The organism is Streptomyces sp. NPDC003393, from assembly GCF_053589015.1.
In genome coordinates this window covers 109,901-129,694 of sequence record NZ_JBSFRB010000018.1, presented here as the reverse complement: position 1 = coordinate 129,694, position 19,794 = coordinate 109,901, and the positions used below count along the sequence as shown (strand labels likewise).

15 protein-coding genes and 1 riboswitch are annotated in these 19,794 nt (G+C 72.3%); of the genes, 5 read left to right on the top strand and 10 right to left on the bottom strand.

Going from position 1 to position 19,794, the window contains the following annotated elements:
• The first annotated feature begins 208 nt into the window (after positions 1-208).
• On the top strand, positions 209-1,240 hold the full coding sequence (gene sepH / locus ACWDUZ_RS19540; protein ID WP_451633038.1) for a septation protein SepH: 1,032 nt from the start codon (positions 209-211) through the stop codon (positions 1,238-1,240).
• Between the two features lie 241 nt (positions 1,241-1,481).
• Here sepH and ACWDUZ_RS19535 read toward each other — a convergent pair whose 3' ends face one another.
• Positions 1,482-2,333, bottom strand: a complete 852-nt coding sequence (locus tag ACWDUZ_RS19535; RefSeq protein WP_451633037.1) for a sulfurtransferase — start codon at positions 2,331-2,333, stop codon at positions 1,482-1,484.
• A 263-nt stretch (positions 2,334-2,596) separates the two neighbouring features.
• Between ACWDUZ_RS19535 and ACWDUZ_RS19530 the strand changes: the two genes are divergently transcribed.
• On the top strand, positions 2,597-3,454 hold the full coding sequence (locus ACWDUZ_RS19530; protein ID WP_451633036.1) for a VOC family protein: 858 nt from the start codon (positions 2,597-2,599) through the stop codon (positions 3,452-3,454).
• A gap of 57 nt (positions 3,455-3,511) precedes the next feature.
• Here ACWDUZ_RS19530 and ACWDUZ_RS19525 read toward each other — a convergent pair whose 3' ends face one another.
• From ACWDUZ_RS19525 to ACWDUZ_RS19510, 4 genes are all read right to left on the bottom strand, one after another.
• On the bottom strand, positions 3,512-4,162 hold the full coding sequence (locus ACWDUZ_RS19525; RefSeq protein WP_451633035.1) for a thymidine kinase: 651 nt from the start codon (positions 4,160-4,162) through the stop codon (positions 3,512-3,514).
• Positions 4,163-4,230: 68 nt separating this feature from the next.
• Positions 4,231-5,421: an alkaline phosphatase family protein gene (locus ACWDUZ_RS19520; protein ID WP_451633034.1), complete on the bottom strand. Its 1,191-nt coding sequence runs from the start codon at positions 5,419-5,421 to the stop codon at positions 4,231-4,233.
• Positions 5,421-6,017 (bottom strand): DUF5998 family protein, encoded by a 597-nt coding sequence (locus tag ACWDUZ_RS19515; protein WP_451633054.1) that lies wholly within the window; start codon positions 6,015-6,017, stop codon positions 5,421-5,423. Before ACWDUZ_RS19515 ends, ACWDUZ_RS19520 begins: the two co-directional genes overlap by 1 nt.
• A gap of 75 nt (positions 6,018-6,092) precedes the next feature.
• Positions 6,093-9,242: a GNAT family N-acetyltransferase gene (locus ACWDUZ_RS19510; protein WP_451633033.1), complete on the bottom strand. Its 3,150-nt coding sequence runs from the start codon at positions 9,240-9,242 to the stop codon at positions 6,093-6,095.
• A gap of 188 nt (positions 9,243-9,430) precedes the next feature.
• On the opposite strand from ACWDUZ_RS19510, the gene ACWDUZ_RS19505 reads away from it, so the two are divergent.
• Positions 9,431-9,712 carry an HPr family phosphocarrier protein gene (locus ACWDUZ_RS19505; RefSeq protein ID WP_030171859.1) on the top strand — a complete coding sequence of 94 codons (282 nt, stop codon included), beginning with the start codon at positions 9,431-9,433 and terminating at the stop codon, positions 9,710-9,712.
• Positions 9,713-9,922: 210 nt separating this feature from the next.
• Here the strand turns inward: ACWDUZ_RS19505 and ACWDUZ_RS19500 are convergent, their stop codons facing one another.
• From ACWDUZ_RS19500 to ACWDUZ_RS19485, 4 genes are all read right to left on the bottom strand, one after another.
• A complete protein-coding gene (locus ACWDUZ_RS19500) occupies positions 9,923-10,582 on the bottom strand; it encodes a GntR family transcriptional regulator (protein ID WP_451633032.1) in 660 nt (219 codons plus the stop codon).
• Positions 10,583-10,780: 198 nt separating this feature from the next.
• Positions 10,781-11,560, bottom strand: a complete 780-nt coding sequence (locus ACWDUZ_RS19495) for a M23 family metallopeptidase (protein ID WP_451633031.1) — start codon at positions 11,558-11,560, stop codon at positions 10,781-10,783.
• A gap of 12 nt (positions 11,561-11,572) precedes the next feature.
• Positions 11,573-11,733, bottom strand: a riboswitch (cyclic di-AMP (ydaO/yuaA leader).
• A gap of 223 nt (positions 11,734-11,956) precedes the next feature.
• Positions 11,957-13,345 carry a M16 family metallopeptidase gene (locus ACWDUZ_RS19490; protein WP_451633030.1) on the bottom strand — a complete coding sequence of 463 codons (1,389 nt, stop codon included), beginning with the start codon at positions 13,343-13,345 and terminating at the stop codon, positions 11,957-11,959.
• Complete coding sequence (locus ACWDUZ_RS19485) at positions 13,342-14,721, bottom strand: M16 family metallopeptidase (RefSeq protein ID WP_451633029.1); 1,380 nt, start codon at positions 14,719-14,721, stop codon at positions 13,342-13,344. The genes ACWDUZ_RS19490 and ACWDUZ_RS19485 overlap by 4 nt, the downstream gene beginning before the upstream one ends.
• 549 nt (positions 14,722-15,270) lie before the next feature.
• On the opposite strand from ACWDUZ_RS19485, the gene ACWDUZ_RS19480 reads away from it, so the two are divergent.
• Positions 15,271-17,727, top strand: a complete 2,457-nt coding sequence (locus ACWDUZ_RS19480; protein ID WP_451633028.1) for a DNA gyrase/topoisomerase IV subunit A — start codon at positions 15,271-15,273, stop codon at positions 17,725-17,727.
• Here ACWDUZ_RS19480 and ACWDUZ_RS19475 read toward each other — a convergent pair.
• Complete coding sequence (locus ACWDUZ_RS19475; RefSeq protein ID WP_451633053.1) at positions 17,724-18,776, bottom strand: CobW family GTP-binding protein; 1,053 nt, start codon at positions 18,774-18,776, stop codon at positions 17,724-17,726. The genes ACWDUZ_RS19480 and ACWDUZ_RS19475 overlap by 4 nt on opposite strands.
• 385 nt (positions 18,777-19,161) lie before the next feature.
• Here ACWDUZ_RS19475 and ACWDUZ_RS19470 point away from each other — a divergent pair, with 385 nt between their 5' ends.
• The gene (locus ACWDUZ_RS19470; RefSeq protein WP_451633027.1) at positions 19,162-19,719 is read left to right on the top strand and encodes a DUF6082 family protein; all 558 of its coding nucleotides are present in this window, start codon (positions 19,162-19,164) and stop codon (positions 19,717-19,719) included.
• Positions 19,720-19,794: the final 75 nt, after the last annotated feature.

Genomic DNA, 19,794 nt, shown 5'->3' with positions numbered 1-19,794 from the left:
GCCGGGAGGGGGCTGGTTGCACAGGGTGACGGTGTTGGTCACTGAGCGTTGTGAACAGGTAACCGTGCCATAACGGCGATCCAGGGCCCGCGCCCGACACGCCGGGCAACTCGGCAAGGTTGTGGCAGGCTGCACCCGGGCAGGCCACACTCGACTAGCGGAAGCAGCGACGCACGTGACGTCGGCAGGCACCACCCGGGAGGTCCCCATGCCCGAACTGCGTGTCGTGGCCGTCTCCAATGACGGCACACGGCTGGTGCTGAAGGCTGCGGACAGCACGGAGTACACGCTTCCGATCGACGAACGGCTCCGCGCCGCCGTACGCGGCGACCGTCCTCGCCTCGGCCAGATCGAGATCGAGGTGGAGAGCCATCTCCGCCCCCGTGACATCCAGGCGCGTATACGAGCCGGTGCGACCGCGGAAGAGGTCGCCCAGCTCGCCGGCATCCCCGTGGACCGGGTACGGCGCTTCGAGGGTCCCGTGCTCGCCGAGCGTGCCTTCATGGCGGAGCGGGCCCGCAAGACCCCGGTCCGCCGTCCCGGCGAGAACTCCGGCCCGCTGCTCGGCGAGGCCGTCCAGGAGCGGCTGTTGCTGCGCGGCGCCGAGAAGGAGACCGTCCAGTGGGACTCCTGGCGCCGCGACGACGGCACCTGGGAGGTCCTGCTGGTCTACCGGGTCGCGGGCGAACCGCACTCGGCGAGCTGGACCTACGACCCGCCGCGGCGCCTGGTGCAGGCGGTCGACGACGAGGCGCGCGCCCTGATCGGCGAGTCCGACGACCTCGGGGCCCCGGAGCCGAGCTTCCCGTTCGTGCCGCGCATCGCCCGACTGCCGCGCGACCGCTCCTTCGACCGCGACCGGGAACGTCTCGCTCTGCCGGCGCAGGCTACGGAACCGCCCGAGGAGAGCACGGGCGAACGCGACTCGCTGACCAGCCTGCTGGAGGCGGTGCCGAGCTTCCGCGGGGATCTGGTGGTGCCGGAGCGCACGCCGGAGCCCGCGGCGGAACCCGACCAGGAGACGGCGGTGGAGGAACCCCCCGCCCCCGCGGCCTCCGCCGGAGCCGGATCCGCCTACGCGGACGTGCTCATGCCGCGCTCCGTCGGCAGCCACCGCGACCGGCTCATCGGCGCCACCGACCGCCAGGCCGAGGCGGACGGCGTCCGGCCCGGCCGTCGCGCCGCCGTCCCGAGCTGGGACGAAATCGTGTTCGGCACCCGCCGCAAGAAGCAGGAGTAGGAGCAGGGCAGAAGGCTCCGTACGGCGCGAGGAGGGCCGCCCCTGGGCGGCCGGCCCTCCTTCTGTCGGCCCCAGCTCGCCGCACGCCGGTCGGCTGCCCGCTTCGGGGGACCGCCCGCCGGGCGCCCGCGGACCGTTCGGACGTCCGGCTGTCCGAAGCTCCTGCTCTCCGAACGTCCAGCCGTCCGGACGGACAGGTCGTTCGTTCGTCGGGTCCTCGGATCGTCGGATCGTCCGGTCGCTACTCCGGGTCCGGGCCGACCGCCACCGGGCGGGACGGGTCGGCGGACCACTCCGACCACGAACCGACGTACAGAGCCGCCGGAATCCCCGCCACGGCCAGTGCCAGTGCCTCGTGGGCGGCGGAGACGCCCGAACCGCAGTAGACGCCCACGTCCTTGCCGTCGGTCGCGCCCAGCGTCTCGAACCGCGCCTGGAGTTCCGCCGCGGGCAGGAAGCGCCCGTCCGGACCGACGTTCTCGGTCGTCGGCGCCGAGACCGCTCCCGGAATGTGGCCGCCCACCGGGTCGATCGGCTCCACCTCCCCGCGGTACCGCTCCCCCGCGCGCGCGTCGAAGAGCACCCCGGCCCGGGCCAGCGTCGCGGCCCCGTCGGCGTCGAGCAGCGCCACGGCACCCGGCGTCGGTGCGAAGTCCCCCTCGGCAGGCTCGGGCACGGCGGTCTCCAGCGACCCCTCCCAGGCGACCAACCCTCCGTCCAGGACCCGGACATCGGGGTGCCCCGTCCAGCGCAGCAGCCACCACGCACGGGCCGCCGCCCAGCTCTGACCGCCGTCGTACACGACGACGGGACGGCCGGCGCCGACCCCCGCGCGGCGCATCGCGGCGCCGAACTCCTGGACATCGGGCAGCGGATGACGGCCGTTCGGGCCCGGGGCGGAGGCCAGTTCGCGGTCCAGGTCGACATAGACGGCTCCGGGGATGTGCCCGGACTCGTAGGCGGCGCGCCCGTCGAAGGGCGGCTCACCGCCCGCCTTGGCCACGCTGAGCTGCCAGCGGACGTCCAGGAGCACCGGCGGGTTCGGCCCAGCCAGGGCGCTCGCCAGGTCGGATGCAAAGATGATGGCGTTCATGACCACCATCCTCGCGCACGGGGTGGCCGCCGCGTCCAGGTCCGACTAATGTGCTCGCCCGGACAGGTCCGGTCACGACCCGTATGGGATCGGCCACATGCTGTACAGCCGATCGGCACCTGTCGGAAAGCGCACCGAAACGGGCGGGACACCGCGGACCGGGCATGCTCCGGGCCGGGAACCGCTGTGGGGCGGCGCGAGCATCGGCTCGGGTCCGGGAGCGGAATCGACGCGGCCATCGCGAGGCCGAGAAGAGAGTGACGATGACCGAGGCACCGGAGTCGGCGGGCGACAGCCGCCGGGCACACACGCGGTACACGCCCGGTACGCCCTGCTGGGTGAGCCTGATGGTCCACGGCATGGCCGCGACCCGGACCTTCTACGGGGAGCTCTTCGGCTGGGAGTTCCGGCCGGGCCCCCACCAACTGGGCCCCTATGTACGGGCGCTGCTGGACGGCCGGGAGGTGGCGGGCATCGGCCGGTTGCCGCCGGACCGCTATCTGCCCATCACCTGGACACCGTATCTCGCCTCGGACGACGTGGACCTGACGGCTGAAACGGTACGGTCGTGCGGCGGCACGATCGGAGTCGGGCCGCTGGACGCGGGCGACGCCGGACGCCTGGCGATCGGTTCCGATCCCGCGGGCGCCGTCTTCGGCGTGTGGCAGGCCGCGACGCACCTCGGCGCCGACCTCGACGGCGCGCCCGGGACGCCCATCTGGAACGAGCTGCGCACCTTTGAGACCGCCACCGTCGCCAAGTTCTACGAGACGGTCTTCGGCCACGAGGTCCGGCGGTCGTCGACGTCCGCCGGCGCGACGGACTCCGGACCCGGGTCCGGGTCGGGGCCAGAGTCCGGGCCCGGCTCCGACCGTGCGACGCTGTGCCTCGACGGCCGTCCGGTCGCCGGGATCCACGGCCTGGGCCAAGCCCTGCCCCGTGACCGCGGCCCGCACTGGGTGACGTACTTCGCGGTCGCCGACGCCGACGCCGCGGCCGAACGCCTGGCCGGGCTCGGCGGACAGGTCCTCGCCCCCGCCAGGGACACCGCTCACGGCCGGGTGGCCATGGTCGCGGACCCCGAGGGCGCCCGCTTCGCGCTGGTCTCGGACACACAGTGACCGGACCCGTCACCCGTGTGGGGCAGTTCCGTCACTCGCCTTGACCGGACGCGTCCCTCAAGAGGGTGACACGGGCAGAACGTCCGGCGAGAGAGCCGCCGCCCGTGCGGCCGCGCTCGTCATCCGCCTGCGGTGGTGGCGGCGGCACAGCACCTCGTAGCCGACCTCCGCGGCCTGCCTGTTGACGTCTCCGACGACGACCTGCTCGCCCTCCACCACCATGCGGCCGCCCACGGTACGGGCGTTGTGCGTGGCACGCGCGCCGCACCAGCACATCGCCTCCACCTGGAGCGTCTCGATCCGGTCCGCCAGCTCGATCAGGCGCTGCGAGCCGGGGAAGAGCTTCGTGCGGAAGTCGGTGGTGATGCCGAACGCGAAGACGTCCAGTTCCAGGTCGTCCACGACGCGTGCCAGCTGGTCTATCTGCTCCACGGCGAGGAACTGCGCCTCGTCGGCGATCACGTAGTCGACCTTGCCGCCGTGGGAGAGCGCGTCCACGACGTAGACGTACAGATCCATCTCCGGCTTTGCCTCCACGGCCTCCGTCACCAGACCCAGGCGTGAGGACAGCTTGCCCTCGCCCGCGCGGTCGTCCCGCGTGAAGATCAGGCCCTGCAAACCACGCGCCGAACGGTTGTGCTCGATCTGGAGAGCCAGTGTCGACTTCCCGCAGTCCATCGTTCCGGAGAAGAACACCAGCTCGGGCATGGGAGGTCGGGCACCTTTCGGTGAGGTCGGCGGATACTGCGGTGCGGGAGGAGAGACGTGGGGCGGGTTCAGGGACGGACTTCGAGCAGGGGGACCAGTTGTTCGACAGGGGTCATCGAACCGTGGTTGCCGGCCATCGAGGACTCTTTCGGTTCCCGCTCCGAGGCGATGAGCAGCACGTCGTCACGGGCCGCGGCGACCACGTCGCCGATCCGCGCGTACACGCGGTCGTCGATGCGCGGTCCGAACCAGCCCGCCGCCACCGCCTCGTCGCGGGAGGCCACCCAGAACTGCTCGCCCAGCACCTCGCGCCAGCAGGACAGCACGTCGCCCTCGGCACCCGGCACGGCGTACACGTGCCGGGCACGCCCCTCGCCGCCGAGGAGGGCGACACCGGCGCGCAGCTCCCAGTCCTCGTCGAAGTCGATGCGGTGCTGCTCGTCGAACGGGATGTCGAGCATGCCGTGGTCGGCGGTGACGTACAGCGCGCTGCGCGGGGGCAGTTGCTCGGCCAGTCGCTGGGCCAGCCGGTCGACGGCCATGAGCTGGCCGCGCCAGGTGTCGGAGTCGACGCCGTAACGGTGGCCGGCACCGTCCAGCTCGGAGTAGTACGTGTAGACGAGCGCGCGGTCGCCGGCCGCGAGCTGCTCGGCCGCGAGATCCATGCGGTCCTCGCCGGTCAGCCGTCCCAGGAACGTTCCGCCGCTGAGCGCGACCCTGGTCAGCGGGGTGTTCTCGAAGGTCGGGGAGGACACCTGTGCGGCGTGCACACCCGCCTGGTGGGCCAGCTGGAAGACCGTGGGGTAGGGCTGCCAGGAGCGCGGATCACTGTACGGCTGCCAGCGGAGCTGGTTCATCAGCTCGCCGGTGGCGGGGTTGCGCACCGTGTAGCCGGGCAGGCCGTGGGCGCCCGGGGGCAGGCCGGTGCCCACGGAGGCGAGGGAGGTGGCGGTGGTGGCGGGGTAACCGGCGGTGATCGGGCGTCCGGTGCCACCGCGTGAGCTGCCCAGCAGCGAGGTGAGGAACGGCGCGTCCTCGGGGTGTGCCCGCAGCTGCTGCCAGCCCAGGCCGTCGACCAGGAAGACGCAGGCACGGTCGACGGGGGTCAGCTCGGTGATGGCGGCCGTCATGTCCGGCACGCCCATGCCCGCGGCCAGCGTGGGCAGCAGGTCGGCGAGGGAACCGGCGCCGTACTCGGGGACGGGTGCGGACTCGACGGCCAGAGGTTCGGGGTGGTCCCAGGCGGTGGACTGGGTCATCAGCGGCTCAGGTCCGCGGTGGCCTCGGAGATGGCCTGGGCGAAGGCCAGGGCCTGGCGCACCGTCTCGGGGCCGTCCCCTGCCTCGCTCACCCGCAGGCTCAGGTCGTCCGCCGTCGAGTTGCCCGTGTAGCCGTGGTCCGCCTCGCAGTTGGGGTCGCCGCAGGCGGCGGGTTCCAGGTCGATGCGGGATACCGCGCCCCAGCCGATGGTGAGCACCACCTCGCGGGGCAGGGTGCCGGGCGTGTACTGCTCGGGGTTGGCCACCACCCGGCTGACCACGACCGACGAGATCCGGCCGATCTTGACCGACTCCGTGGACGTCGTGGCGTACGGCGTCGGGGAGGTGCTGTCGGCGGCCTGTTCGTCGGTGTGGCTGACGATGAAGCGGTTGTCGGTGAGGACCAGCACCGTCACATGTCGGCGCACCTCGTTCTGGTCGAAGGTGGTCTCCTGGTGGACCAGGTACGACCGGATGGGCTCGCCGCCCACGGCGGCCTCCACCGCCTCGGCCACGAGAGCCGGGTAGTAACCGCTGCGCTCGATCGCCGCCCGCAGCCCCTGGGTCGTCGTACTGGTCTTGGCCATGCCGTCCATCCTACGGGGGCCCACTGACTGCGAGGCACCGCTCGGTGCCGCCGAACCGCTCCGTACCGCGAACCGGAATCCCGCTCAGTACGCCGGGAGCGTGCGCGGGCCGAGGTCGTCGCGGGCGGGCGGCGGCGCCAGGCGGACGCTCGCGCCGAGCACGCTCACCCCGCGCGGGGCGACGACGACCGGCTCCAGGGTGACCGCCACGACCTCCGGATGATCGTCGACCAGCCGCGACACGCGCAGCAGCAGCTCTTCCAGGGCCGGTGTGTCGACCGGCGCGGAGCCGCGCCAGCCGAACAGCAGAGGGGCCGTCCGGATGGACCGGATCATGGAGGTGGCCTCGCGGTCGGTGACCGGGACCAGCCGGTGCGCCATGTCGTCGAGCAGCTGGGAGGCGGCTCCGGCGAGCCCGAAGGAGAGCACCGCGCCGGCCGCCGGGTCGATGACCGCCCGTACGACGGTGTCGACGCCCCGGGGCGCCATCGTCTGCACGACCGGACGCAGCTCCTCCGGCTTCCCGAACAGTTCGGTCAACTCCGAGTACGCCCGGTGCAGTTGCTCCTCGTCGGCCAGGTCCAGCCGGACGCCGCCGAGGTCTGCACGGTGGCGCAGGTGCGGGGCGGTGGCCTTCAGGGCGACGGGGTAGCCGAGGGAGCGGGCGGCCTCGGCGGCGGTGTCGGCGGTGGGCGCGGGGACGGCCCGGCGGACGTGGATGCCGTAGCGGCCGAGCAGCTCGCAGGTCTCCTCGGTGCCGAGGGCGAGGCCCTGCCCGCGCGCGAGCAGTCCGTGGACGAGCGCTGCGGCGCCCTTCTCGTCGATGTCGTCGTACTCCGGCACCTTGCCCGGGTCGGCGGCCTCCCGGCGCCACTGGCCGTATCGGACGGCCTCGGCGAGGGCCCGGACGGCGCGCTCGGCGGCGGGGTAGGCGGGGATGAGGAGGGAGCGCGCTGCGCTGTACGCGGGGGCGGGTTCCGTCGTGGGAACGGCGGCGGAGGGGCCGTCGGAGGGCGGTGCCCCCGGTGCGGTGGCGGGAGTGGTTCCGGGTGCCGCCGAAGGCGTTCTCCGGGTGCCCGGGCCGGGCTGCGGGTGGGTGCCTGCCTTCGGTCCCGTGCAGGTCTCGGGGTCCAGGTGGTCCAGGGGAGCCGAACCGAACCACGCTTGGGCCCGGAACGCGCGATTCGGGTCGGGCCGGTACACGGTGTCGGGCAGCGCCTCCTCGCCCGGCCGGGGTGCGCTCCCGGGCTGCGCTGCCGCGCCGGGGCGGGGGGCTGCGTCTGTCGGTATGTCCGTGCCGGGCCTCGGGGTCGGACCGGGCCGCACACTCGTGCCGGGCTGGGGGGCCGTACCGGGCGCGCCGGCCTGCGGGCCCGTGCTGGCTGCCGCCGACAGGGCTTCCGCGAGGCCGCCGAGCTCGACGTGGACGACCAGGACCGGCTTGCCGGGTGTCGCCTCCGCGGCGGAGCGGAGGGCCTCGGCGAGGGCCGCGTCCTCGGGGGCGCCCTCCCCCACCGCCGGTATCGCCGTCACGACCACCGCGTCGGTCGTCTCGTCGGCCAGCGCCCGCGACAGCGCCGACCGGAAGTCCTCCGCGGACGCCGCCGTCGTCAGGTCCTGCGGCGGCTGCGGGCGCAGCCCCTCGGCGAGGCAGCGGTCGTACGTCAGTACGCCCAGCGACTCGGAGTTGCCCAGGATCGCCACCCTCGGGCCGGGGGGCAGCGGCTGCCGGGCGAGCAGCAGCCCCGTGTCCACCAGCTCCGTGATGGTGTCCACGCGAATCACGCCCGCCTGCCGCAGCAGGGCCGAGACCGTCGCGTGCGGCAGCCGCGTCGCCCGGACGGTGTGCCCCTGCGGGGCCGAACCGGGGCCCTGCACCACGACCAGCGGTTTCACCGCCGCCGTGCGCCGGGCGAGCCGGGTGAACTTGCGCGGGTTGCCGATGGACTCCAGGTACATGAGGGCGACGTCGGTGTGGGGGTCGTCGTACCAGAACTGCAGGACGTCGTTGCCGGAGACGTCCGCCCGGTTGCCGGACGAGACGAAGGTCGACACTCCTGTGACGCCGGTCACGCCGCCGCCGCGCCGGTGCAGCCGGGACAGCAGCGCGATGCCGATCGCTCCGGACTGCGCGAACATCCCGATGCGGCCGGGACGCGGCATCTCGGGGGCGAGGGAGGCGTTCAGCCGGACGTCCGGCGAGGTGTTGATGACCCCGAAGGCGTTGGGCCCGATGATCCGCATGCCGTACGCGCGCGCGTGCCGGACGAGTGCGCGCTGGCGCTCCCGCCCCTCGGGGCCGCTCTCCGCGTATCCGGCGGAGAGCACGACGAGCCCCTGCACACCGTGCTCGCCGCACTCGGTGAGGACCTCGGGGACCTGCTCGGCCGGTACGGCCACGACCGCGAGGTCCACGGGTCCTCCGATCTCGCGCACCGACCGGTGGGCGGGCACCCCGTCGATCTCCTGCCGGTCCTCGCCGAAGGCGCGGTTCACGGCGTGCAGCCGGCCGGTGAACCCCGCCTCGCGGATGTGGTCCAGGAGGCTGCGGCCCACGCCCCCGCGGGTGCGGCCCACCCCGATGACGGCGACCGAGCCGGGCACCAGCAGGCGGCGTACCGACCGCCCCTCGGCGCGCTGCTCCCGCGCGCGCTGCACGGCCAGGGAGCGGTCCGTGGGCTCGATGTCGAACTCCAGGTGCACGACGCCGTCCTCGAAGCTGCGCTTCTGGGTGTACCCGGCGTCGGTGAACACTTTGATCATCTTGGTGTTGGCGGGCAGCACCTCGGCGGTGAAGCGGCGGATGCCGCGCTCGCGGGCGACAGCCGCGATGTGTTCCAGGAGCGCCGAGGCGACTCCTCGTCCCTGGTGGGCGTCCTGCACCAGGAACGCGACCTCCGCCTCGTCGGCCGGCGCGGGGGCGGGCGCGCCACCGGCGCCGACGCGGTCGTACCGCACGGTGGCGATGAACTCGCCGCCGACCGTGGCCGCCAGCCCCACCCGGTCCACGAAGTCGTGGTGCGTGAAGCGGTGGACGTCCTTCGCGGACAGACGCGGGTAGGGCGCGAAGAAGCGGTAGTACTTGGACTCGTCCGAGACCTGCTCGTAGAAGCTGACCAGGCGGTCGGCGTCCTGGGCGGTGATGGGGCGGATCCGGGCTGTGCCGCCGTCGCGCAGCACCACGTCGGCCTCCCAGTGGGCGGGATACTCATGCCGGTCCGACGAGGTCTGCATGGGGCCCAGAGTACGGCTAGCGTCCGACAACGGCGCGAGGCAGTCTGTGGAGGAACCGCGCGAGGAAACGGGTCGGATCGAGGCCGCGGTCCGACGCGTGCGGGGACGGGACACCGTGCCGCTCCGGGCACGCCTCACGTGTGGGAAACTGGTCTAGACAACCCTGATATCCCGAAGGGCAGCATCACATGGCTGAACGCCGCGTCAACGTCGGCTGGGCCGAGGGCCTCCACGCCCGCCCCGCTTCCATCTTCGTCCGGGCCGCCACGGCCGCAGGTGTCCCCGTGACGATCGCCAAGGCCGACGGCACCCCCGTCAACGCGGCCTCCATGCTGGCCGTCCTCGGCCTCGGCGCCCAGGGCGGCGAGGAGGTCGTCCTGGCCTCCGACGCCGAGGGCGCGGACGCCGCCCTGGACCGGCTGGCCAAGCTGGTCTCCGAGGGACTCGAGGAGCTTCCCGAGACGGTCTGACGGCCCGATCGAGCGCTGACGTCCCGTCCGGGACGCTGAAACCGCATCACCCGGTCCGGGGTGGCGCGGTTTCGCCCTTTCCCACTCATCTCGAAAGACCGATCCCGCAACACACCGAGCGAAATTCCGGCAGACCGGAATGCCACTCACGGAAAAGGGCAAGGAAAAATACCCCCTGCTGAACAGCCCTTCTTGTATACGGCCGCCGCGTTAATTCCGTGCACCCGACGTGTTTACGGGACGTTGCGAAGTCCTCACGCGATGGGCGGCGCTCGCGCGCTCGGCGTGCACGGCGGTCAGTGCCCGCGCGCGCTCGCCGTCGCCGCGCGCCACCGCGTCGGCGATGGCGCCGTGCTCGGCCCAGGACTTCACGGGGTCGGCCGGGACCGGCACCGAGTACATCCAGGCGATCTTGTGCCGCAACTGGGTCAGCATGGTGGTGAGCGCCGGGCTGCCGCAGGCCTGGGTGAGCGTCTCGTGGAACCAGCTCCCCAGGGACCGCAGTTCCTCGCCGCCGCCGCTCCCCGCCCGCTCCTGCCCCAGCCTGACCAGCCCCCGCAGCACCTTCAGGTGGGCCTCCGTGCGCCGCTGGGCGGCCCGGAACGCGGCCAGCGGTTCCAGCAGGAGCCGCATCTCCAGCAGGTCGGCCGCCTCCTGCTCGGTCGGCTCCGCCACGCACGCCCCGGCGTGCCGCCGGGTCACCACGAAGCCCTCGGCCTCCAAGGTGCGCAGGGCTTCGCGCACGGGGACCCGCGAGACGCCGTAGCGGCGGGCGAGGACCTCCTCGGTGAGCCGGCTGCCGCGCTCATGGACTCCGGCGACGATGTCGTCCCGGATCGCCGTGCACACCGAGTGCGCCGGAATACGCATGACCGACCTCCGCCTGAATCCCGCCGGAATCCCCGTCTGTGCGCCGCACCGGACGCCCGTTGCGACTGTATTCCAGTGAACGGCAATTTCCGACGGCAGGCCGGAATCCAGCCACATTTTTTGGACAGCGATCCACCTGGAACGCCGAAAGCCCCGGCCTCACCGGCCGGGGCTTTCGGACAGGACCACGTGGGTCGCTCAGACGTTCACACCGTGCCGGCGGAGGTAGAGAATCGGGTTGATGTCGGAGCCGTACTCCGGAGTGGTGCGTGCCTCGAAGTGGAGATGCGGTCCGGTGACGTTGCCGGTCGCGCCGGACAGGCCTATCTGCTGGCCCGGGACGACCTGCTGGCCCACCGAGACGCCGATGGAGGACAGATGGCCGTACTGGGTGTACAGGCCGTCGGCCATCCTGATCACGACCTGGTTGCCGTAGGCCCCGCCCCAGCCGGCCTGGACGACGGTCCCGCGGCCGACGGCGTGCACGGAGGTGCCGCTCGCGGCATGGAAGTCGACGCCGGTGTGGGAACCGGACGACCACAGGGAGCCGCCGGTCCTGTAACCGGTGGAGACGTACGAGCCGGCGATCGGCGACACGAAGGCGTTGAGGCGCCTGCGCTCGGCCTCGCGGGCGGCGCGCTCCTTGGCCTCGCGCTCCTTCTTCGCCAGCTCGGCCGCCTTCTTGCGCGCGGCCTCGGCCTTCTTGCGCGCGGCCTCCTCGGCCTTCTTGTGCTCGGCGGCCTTCCGCTGGGCGGTGGCCTGGGCATCGATCTTCGCCGCGACGCTGTCACCGATGGTGACGACCGGGGTCAGGCCGGTCTCCTCGGGGGCGGGACCCTCGGCGGCCAGGGCCGGTGTGGCGGCGAGAGTGCCGAGGACTCCGGTGGTGGTGAGTGCCGCGGCACCCACCGCGCAAGCGGTGGTGCGGTGCATGCGGCTGGGGCGGCGATGCTTCCCGGTGGCGCGCGTGAACGCCATGCAGACGCTGGTCCTTTCCTTCCCTCTCGCCTACCGGGTTAGCTGACGGGTTCGGAGCAGGAAGGTCTCCTACGGACCCCTCGCTGCGCGCGGGTGTCCGATTCACCCCAGGGACTGGGTGGGTCCCCGGCTCCCCTGGCTCGCGCCGTACGGGGACTCGGCGATGGCTGTCCGGTGCCGCGGGTGCGGCGCACTGCCCGACGAACAGCCGGACCGACGCTAGAGGGGAGCTTGGTCACTTCCCAAACCGATTCGGACTTTTGTAGCGCATGCCACAGGGCAGACAGGCAACCTCTACCCCAATTCGGACATCGCAGGGCCCCGGTGACGCTTCGGTCACCAGGGCCCCACGCGCGCGTGCCTCGCGCCCGTGCCGGACGGAGTCGCCGCGGATCGCTACTCGGCCGTGACGACGCTCACCTGCCCGATGCCCAGAGCCTCCACGGGCTCCTTGATCTGCGCCGCGTCACCGACCAGGATCGTCACCAGCCGGTCCACCGGGAAGGCGCGGACGACCGCCGCGGTGGCCTCCACCGTGCCGGTGGCGACGAGCTGCTGATAGAGCGTCGCCTGGTAGTCGTCGGGCAGGTGCTGCTCGACCTGGTCGGCCAGCGTGCTCGCCACGGCGGCGGCCGTCTCGTACTTGAGCGGCGCCACACCGACGAGGTTCTGCACGGCGACGTCCCGCTCGGCGTCCGTGAGGCCCTCGGCGGCGAGCTTGCGCAGCACCGTGAAGAGGTCGTCCAGGGCCGGAGCGGTGTTCGGCGTGTCGACCGAGCCGCTGATCGCGAGCATCGCGGCGCCCGAGCCGTCGGGCGCCGAGCGCAGCACCTGACCGAAGGACCGCACACCGTAGGTGTAGCCCTTCTCCTCGCGCAGGACGCGGTCCAGACGGGAGGTGAGGGTCCCGCCGAGGCAGTAGGTGCCGAGCACCTGGGACGGCCACACACGGTCGTGCCGGTCGGGTCCGATGCGACCGATGAGCAGCTGCGTCTGGACCGCTCCGGGACGGTCCACGATGACCACCCGGCCGGTGTCGTCGGCGTGCACCGCCGGCACGGGCCGCGGCTTGGCCGGCGAGCCGGTCCAGGCGCCCAGGGTCTGGCCGAGCAGCTCGTCGAGGTCGATGCCGGTGAGGTCGCCGACGACCACGGCGGTGGCCGTGGAGGGGCGGACGTGCCGGTCGTAGAAGGCGCGCACGGCCGCCGCGTCGATGCCGCGGACGGTCTCCTCGGTGCCCTGGCGCGGGCGCGACATGCGCGCGGTGGCCGGGAACAGCTCCTTGGAGAGCTCCATGGCGGCGCGACGGGAGGGGTTGGCCAGCTCGTGCGGGATCTCGTCGAGCCGGTTGCGCACCAGCCGCTCGACCTCGGAGTCGGCGAACGCCGGCGCCCTGAGGGCGTCGGCCAGCAGGCCGAGGCCCTTGGCCAGACGGGAGGCGGGGACCTCCAGGCTCAGTCGTACGCCGGGGTGGTCGGCGTGCGTGTCGAGGGTGGCGCCGGCGCGCTCCAGTTCGGCGGCGAACTCCTCCGCGGAGTGCTTGTCGGTGCCCTCGGAGAAGGCCCGCGCCATGATCGTGGCGACGCCGTCCAGGCCGGCCGGCTCGGCGTCCAGGGGGGCGTCCAGCAGCACCTCGACGGCGACGACCTGCTGGCCGGGGCGGTGACAGCGCAGGACGGTCATGCCGTTGTCGAGCGTGTCGCGCTCGGGCGCCGGGAACGCCCACGGCTTGGCCTCGCCCGCCTTGGGCTGGGGGTGGAAGTCCATGGTGGCGAGCTCGGTCACTTCGCCGCCTCCTCGGTGTCGTCGGTGGCCGCGGCGTCCGCGTCCTGGGTGTCGCCGGCTTCGGGCGTGTCGGCGGTGGTCGGCTCGTAGACGAGCACCGCGCGGTTGTCGGGGCGCAGGCGTGCCTTGGCGACCTCCTGGACCTCCTCGGGTGTCACCTCCAGGACGCGCTTGACGGCGGTCAGGGCGAGCTGCGGGTCACCGAAGAGGACCGCGTACCGGCACAGCTCGTCCGCGCGGCCCGCGACCGTGCCGAGCCGGTCCAGCCACTCGCGCTCCAGCTGGGCCTGGGCACGCTCCATCTCCTCGGCCGTGGGACCCTCCTCGGCGAACCGGGCGAGTTCCTCGTCGATGGCGGCCTCGATGACCGGGACCTCGACGTCACCGGAGGTCTTCACGTCCAGCCAGCCCAGGGAGGGCGCCCCGGCCAGCCGCAGCAGCCCGAACCCGGCCGCGACGGCGGTGCGGTCGCGGCGCACCAGGCGGTTGTAGAGGCGGGAGGACTCGCCGCCGCCCAGGATGGTCAGCGCGAGATCGGCCGCGTCGCTCGCGCGCGTGCCGTCGTGCGGGAGCCGGTAGGCGGCCATCAGGGCACGCGCCGGGACCTCCTCCTCGACCACCTCGCGCAGCTGCTCGCCGATGATCTCGGGCAGCGAGCCGTCGCGGGGCTCGGGCTTGCCGTCGTGGGACGGGATGGAACCGAAGTACTTCTCGATCCAGGCCAGCGTCTGCTGCGGGTCGATGTCGCCGACGACCGAGAGCACGGCGTTGTTGGGGGCGTAGTACGTACGGAAGAACGCGCGGGCGTCCTCTAGGGTGGCCGCGTCCAGGTCGGCCATGGAGCCGATGGGCGTGTGGTGGTACGGGTGGCCCTCCGGGTAGGTGAGCGCGGTCAGCCTCTCGAAGGCGGTGCCGTAGGGCACGTTGTCGTAGCGCTGGCGGCGTTCGTTCTTGACGACGTCCCGCTGGTTCTCCATCGACTCGTCGTCCAGGGCGGCGAGCAGGGAGCCCATGCGGTCGGCCTCCAGCCAGAGGGCGAGCTCCAGCTGGTGGGTGGGCATGGTCTCGAAGTAGTTGGTGCGCTCGAAGCTGGTGGTGCCGTTGAGCGAGCCGCCGGCACCCTGCACCAGTTCGAAGTGGCCGTTCCCCTTCACCTGGGCGGAGCCCTGGAACATCAGGTGCTCGAAGAGGTGAGCCAGTCCGGTGCGTCCCTTGACCTCGTGGCGGGAGCCGACGTCGTACCAGAGGCACACCGCCGCGACGGGGGTCAGGTGGTCCTCGGAGAGCACCACGCGCAGACCGTTGGCCAGGCGGTGCTCGGTCGCTGTCAGGCCCCCGGAGCCTGCCTCGGCTGTGGCCGTGTGACCCATGGGCATGTGCGTCCCTTCGATCGCGGTGGCGGTCCGCGAACCGCCCTTGTCCTGCCGGTCCTGCCACTGTATGCAAGTGCACGGACCCCTGGCGAAGTTCCCGGATCCCGTACGCCGAGAGCGAGAACGGAAGAAGGCGAATACCTGGTCGACACGGCGTCCGGACGGGGCCTCCGGCGGCGTCGTGGGAGCGGGTGCGGCGAGGGCCGCGGCCGGCTCGGCGCAGGCCGGCGCGGCGCTGCGGGGCCCGCCCGGGCTCCGGGGGGCGGCCGCGTCGCGACCGTCACGGTTCCCTTCGCCGGCCGTCGCGGGTAGGCGTCCGAGGGGGCCCGCCGACGGGGTGGGGCGGGGTCTTGTCCGGGTTGTCAGTGCGGCGCGCCACAATGGTCCGCGTCAGATCCCGTCACACGCTTCAGCAAGAGTGAGCCGAAGTGGCGCGTCGGTGTCGACGGGGCGGGCGTGCACGGCCCGAGAGGGCCGGACGCGGCCGCCCCGCCGAGACCGGCAGAGGCGCCCCGTAGGCGAGCGATCAGAATTCAGGAGGAGCCGGCAGCGATGGCCCGCCGCAGCACGAAGACCCCGCCGCCCGACGAACCGTACGAGGAGAAGATCCTCGACATCGACGTCGTCGACGAGATGCAGGGCTCCTTCCTCGAGTACGCGTACTCGGTCATCTACTCCCGCGCCCTGCCGGACGCCCGGGACGGACTCAAACCGGTGCACCGCCGCATCGTCTACCAGATGAACGAGATGGGAGTGCGCCCCGACCGCGGGTACGTGAAGTGCGCCCGCGTCGTCGGCGAGGTCATGGGCAAGCTCCACCCGCACGGCGACGCGTCGATCTACGATGCCCTGGTGCGCCTGGCGCAGCCGTTCTCTATGCGTGTCCCGCTCGTCGACGGCCACGGCAACTTCGGCTCGCTGGGCAACGACGACCCGCCCGCCGCGATGCGGTACACCGAGTGCCGCATGGCCGAGGCGACGAGCCTGATGACCGAGTCCATCGACGAGGACACGGTCGACTTCGCCCCCAACTACGACGGCCAGGAGCAGGAGCCGGTGGCCCTGCCCGCCGCGTTCCCCAACCTGCTGGTGAACGGCGCCTCGGGCATCGCCGTCGGCATGGCCACGAACATGCCACCGCACAACCTCGGCGAGGTGATCGCGGCCGCCCGCCACCTGATCCGGCATCCGAACGCGGACCTGGACGCCCTGATGAAGCACGTCCCGGGCCCCGACCTGCCCACCGGCGGCCGGATCGTCGGCCTGTCCGGGATCCGCGACGCCTACGAGACCGGGCGCGGCACGTTCAGAATCCGTGCCACGGTGTCCGTGGAGACCGTCACGGCCCGCCGCAAGGGTCTGGTCGTCACCGAGCTGCCGTTCACGGTCGGCCCGGAGAAGGTGATCGCCAAGATCAAGGACCTGGTCGGCTCCAAGAAGATCCAGGGGATCGCCGACGTCAAGGACCTCACCGACCGTGAGCACGGACTGCGTCTGGTCATCGAGATCAAGAACGGCTTCGTGCCGGAGGCGGTCCTGGAACAGTTGTACAAGCTGACCCCGATGGAGGAGTCCTTCGGCATCAACAACGTCGCGCTGGTCGACGGCCAGCCCCTCACGCTGGGCCTGAAGGAGCTTCTGGAGGTCTACCTCGACCACCGCTTCGACGTGGTGCGGCGCCGCAGCGAGTACCGGCGCGGCAAGAAGCGCGACCGGCTGCACCTGGTCGAGGGCCTGCTGACGGCGCTGGTGGACATCGACGAGGTCATCCGGCTGATCCGCTCCAGCGAGAACTCCGCGCAGGCCAAGCAGCGCCTGATGGAGCGCTTCGCGCTGAGCGATGTGCAGACCCAGTACATCCTCGACACGCCGCTGCGCCGCCTGACCAAGTACGACCGCATCGAGCTGGAGGCGGAGAAGGACAGGCTCACGGCGGAGATCGAGGAGCTGACCCGGATCCTGGAGTCCGACGCGGAGCTGCGCAAGCTGGTCTCCGCCGAACTCGCGACGGTCGCCAAGAAGTTCGGCACCCCGCGGCGCACGCTGCTGCTGGAGGCCGGCGCCGTCCCGGCCGCGACGGTGCCGCTGCAGGTGGCGGACGACCCGTGCCGCGTGCTGCTGTCCTCGACGGGCCTGCTCGCCCGCACCGCGGGCGGTGAGCCGTTCCCGCGGGAGGCGGGAGGCAGACGGCAGAAGCACGACGTGATCGTCTCCGCGGTGCCGGCCACCACTCGCGGCGAGGTGGGCGTGGTGACCTCGGCCGGCCGTCTGCTCCGCCTGAACGTGGTCGACCTTCCCCAGCTGCCGGAGACGGATGCGGCGCCGAACCTGTCCGGCGGCGCGCCGCTCGCGGAGTTCGTCTCCCTGGAGGACGACGAGACGGTGGTCTGCCTGACCACGCTCGACGAGTCCTCGCCGGGCCTGGCGCTCGGCACCGAGCAGGGCGTCGTCAAGCGGGTGGTGCCCGACTACCCCTCCAACAAGGAGGAGCTGGAGGTGATCACCCTCAGGGAGGGCGACCGGATCGTCGGCGCCGTCGAGCTGCGCACCGGTGACGAGGACCTGGTCTTCATCACGGACGACGCCCAGCTTCTGCGCTACCAGGCCGGCCAGGTCCGGCCGCAGGGCCGCCCGGCCGGCGGCATGGCCGGCATCAAGCTCACGGAGGGCGCCAAGGTCATCTCCTTCACGGCCGTCGACCCGGCGGCGGACGCGGTGGTCTTCACGGTCGCCGGGTCCCGCGGGACGCTGGACGACTCCGTGCAGACGACGGCGAAGGTGACGCCGTTCGACCAGTTCCCGCGCAAGGGCCGGGCCACCGGCGGCGTGCGCTGCCAGCGCTTCCTGAAGGGCGAGGACTGCCTGTCGTTCGCCTGGGCGGGGCCCGTCCCGGCCCGTGCCGCCCAGAAGAACGGCACTCCGGCCGAGCTCCCGGACATCGACCCGCGCCGCGACGGCTCGGGCGTGTCGCTGAAGAAGACGGTGGCGGCGGTGGCCGGACCGGTCTAGACCGGCGGTTCCCCGTTCGCCCGCTCGTCCTCGGGTTCCCGGACGTAGCGCAGGACGCCCCACATGCCGTGCTCGTCGGCGTGTGGGGCGTCGTTCTCGCACGCCTGGAGTTCCTTGCGGAGGAGCGGTACGTCGATGCCGGAGCCGATGAGCACCAGCTGGGTGAGGCGGGACTGTGCGCCGGCCGGCCAGGGCTCCGGACGGAAGCGCAGGAAGCGCCCCACGGCGTGCACCGCGTAGCGGTTGCGCGGGTCGTGGGGACCGAAGTCGACATATCCCTTGATCCGGTAGAGGCCGTCGGGCCGGCTGTCGAGGAACCGCATCAGCCGGCGGGGGTCGAGCGGCACATCGGAGACGAAGGAGAGGCTGTCGTAGCCGGTGTGCAGGTGCCCGGCGTGAGGGCCGTGGAGTTCGTCCCCGTCGGCCGTTGCCAGATCGTCGAAGGACAGCTGCCCGACGCGCTCCCCGCGCGGCCTGCGGTCGAAGAGGAACGCGGGGTCGACACGGCCGTGGGTCGCCGGCAGGACGGCCGCCCCGTCGACGAGGGACCGCACGGTCCCGAGCACCCGCTCCGCGCTGTCGGCCCGGTCGATCTTGTTGACGACGACGAGGTCCGCGAGCGCCAGGTGCCGGTCGATCTCGGGATGCCTCGCGCGCGTGTCGTCGAACTCGGCGGCGTCCACGACCTCGACGAGCCCGCCGTAGACGACCCTGGGGTTCTCGCTGCCCAGCACCATGCGGACGAGTTCCTGGGGTTCGGCGAGCCCGCTGGCCTCGATGACGATCACGTCGATGCCGACCCCGGGGCGGGTGAGCCGGTCGAGATAGAGATCGAGCTCCCCCGCGTCGACGGCGCAGCACAAGCACCCGTTGCCGAGAGAGACGGTGGAGTCGCCCAGCGCGCCCGCGACCGCCATGGCGTCGATCTCGACGGCGCCGAAGTCGTTGACGATCGCGCCGATCCGGCTGCCGCCGCTGTGGTGCAGGAGGTGGTTGAGCAGGGTGGTCTTCCCGGCGCCGAGAAATCCGGCGAGCACGAGGACCGGGATCCGACCACCGGTCCCGCCCGGGCTCGGACTCGGGTTCGGTTCCGGGCTCCGGCTCGGCTGGCTCACCGCGCGACCTCTCTCACTCCGACGCGTGCACCGGCTCAAGGCCGCGGTGCACCTGGACAACTGAACGCCGAAACAGGATACGAGCCGCGCGAATCACGCCGAAGTGAACGATTGTTAGCGGCACTTGCGGGGCAGACGTTGGACATGGCGCCGGTGTGTGCGACCCTCGCTTCCCTCCGTGCGCCTCCTCTCCGCCTCCCGCCGATCAGAGCCGCTCGGCACCCTGGGAGACGGCAAGCGCCGCCCACCGCTCGCCGGTCCCCGTCACCCGCACCCAGCCCCGACGACCGGCGGACGGCCGCCTGATACGGGGGTTGACATGGTCACTCAGAAGAATGCCGCGGGGAGGTTCGGCTCCGCCGCGGCCGGTCTGCTGCTCGTCACCGCCACCCTGACGGTGGCCGCACGCCGTCGGCGCCTGGAGGCGGAGCGGCTGGAGGCACGGCGCCTGGAACGCGAGGAACTGGACTCCAGGCGCCGCGCCCTGGCGCATCAGCAGCGCATGCACTGGGACCTGCTCGCCAGGGCGATCGACGATCCGTCCCTCGCAGCGGTGATCGACACCTACGACCAGAGCATTCCCGCGGAGAAGCGACGCCAGTTCTTCTACGCCAACGCCTGGTACGTCAACCTCTACTTCCTCTACCGAGCGGGACTGTTGGACCAGAAGGAGCTGTTCGGACGCCTGCGGGAGATCTTCCAGAATCCGCTGATGCGGGACTACTGGGAGGCGTCGAGAGCCCAGCGGGCGACACTGAAGCAGTCGGCGGAGGAGGCGAGGATCGGGCAGATGGTCGACGGTCTCATCAGGGATCTCGAGGAGGCGGACACCGACGAGTGGTGGGTCATCGGGACCCTGCCGCCTCCGTGCGAGTGATGTCCGCGTATCACGGGTAGCGTTTGGGCCGATCCTGTCGCAGGGGCCCCAGCAACCCCAGTAACGTGCTGGCCA

Bases quoted from the DNA above. Each gene is read 5' to 3' on its own strand.
- sepH (WP_451633038.1), top strand. From the start codon at position 209: ATGCCCGAACTGCGTGTCGTGGCCGTCTCCAATGACGGCACACGGCTG.
- ACWDUZ_RS19535 (WP_451633037.1), bottom strand. From the start codon at position 2,333: ATGAACGCCATCATCTTTGCATCCGACCTGGCGAGCGCCCTGGCTGGG.
- ACWDUZ_RS19530 (WP_451633036.1), top strand. From the start codon at position 2,597: ATGACCGAGGCACCGGAGTCGGCGGGCGACAGCCGCCGGGCACACACG.
- ACWDUZ_RS19525 (WP_451633035.1), bottom strand. From the start codon at position 4,162: ATGCCCGAGCTGGTGTTCTTCTCCGGAACGATGGACTGCGGGAAGTCG.
- ACWDUZ_RS19520 (WP_451633034.1), bottom strand. From the start codon at position 5,421: ATGACCCAGTCCACCGCCTGGGACCACCCCGAACCTCTGGCCGTCGAG.
- ACWDUZ_RS19515 (WP_451633054.1), bottom strand. From the start codon at position 6,017: ATGGACGGCATGGCCAAGACCAGTACGACGACCCAGGGGCTGCGGGCG.
- ACWDUZ_RS19510 (WP_451633033.1), bottom strand. From the start codon at position 9,242: ATGCAGACCTCGTCGGACCGGCATGAGTATCCCGCCCACTGGGAGGCC.
- ACWDUZ_RS19505 (WP_030171859.1), top strand. From the start codon at position 9,431: ATGGCTGAACGCCGCGTCAACGTCGGCTGGGCCGAGGGCCTCCACGCC.
- ACWDUZ_RS19500 (WP_451633032.1), bottom strand. From the start codon at position 10,582: ATGCGTATTCCGGCGCACTCGGTGTGCACGGCGATCCGGGACGACATC.
- ACWDUZ_RS19495 (WP_451633031.1), bottom strand. From the start codon at position 11,560: ATGGCGTTCACGCGCGCCACCGGGAAGCATCGCCGCCCCAGCCGCATG.
- ACWDUZ_RS19485 (WP_451633029.1), bottom strand. From the start codon at position 14,721: ATGCCCATGGGTCACACGGCCACAGCCGAGGCAGGCTCCGGGGGCCTG.
- ACWDUZ_RS19480 (WP_451633028.1), top strand. From the start codon at position 15,271: ATGGCCCGCCGCAGCACGAAGACCCCGCCGCCCGACGAACCGTACGAG.
- ACWDUZ_RS19470 (WP_451633027.1), top strand. From the start codon at position 19,162: ATGGTCACTCAGAAGAATGCCGCGGGGAGGTTCGGCTCCGCCGCGGCC.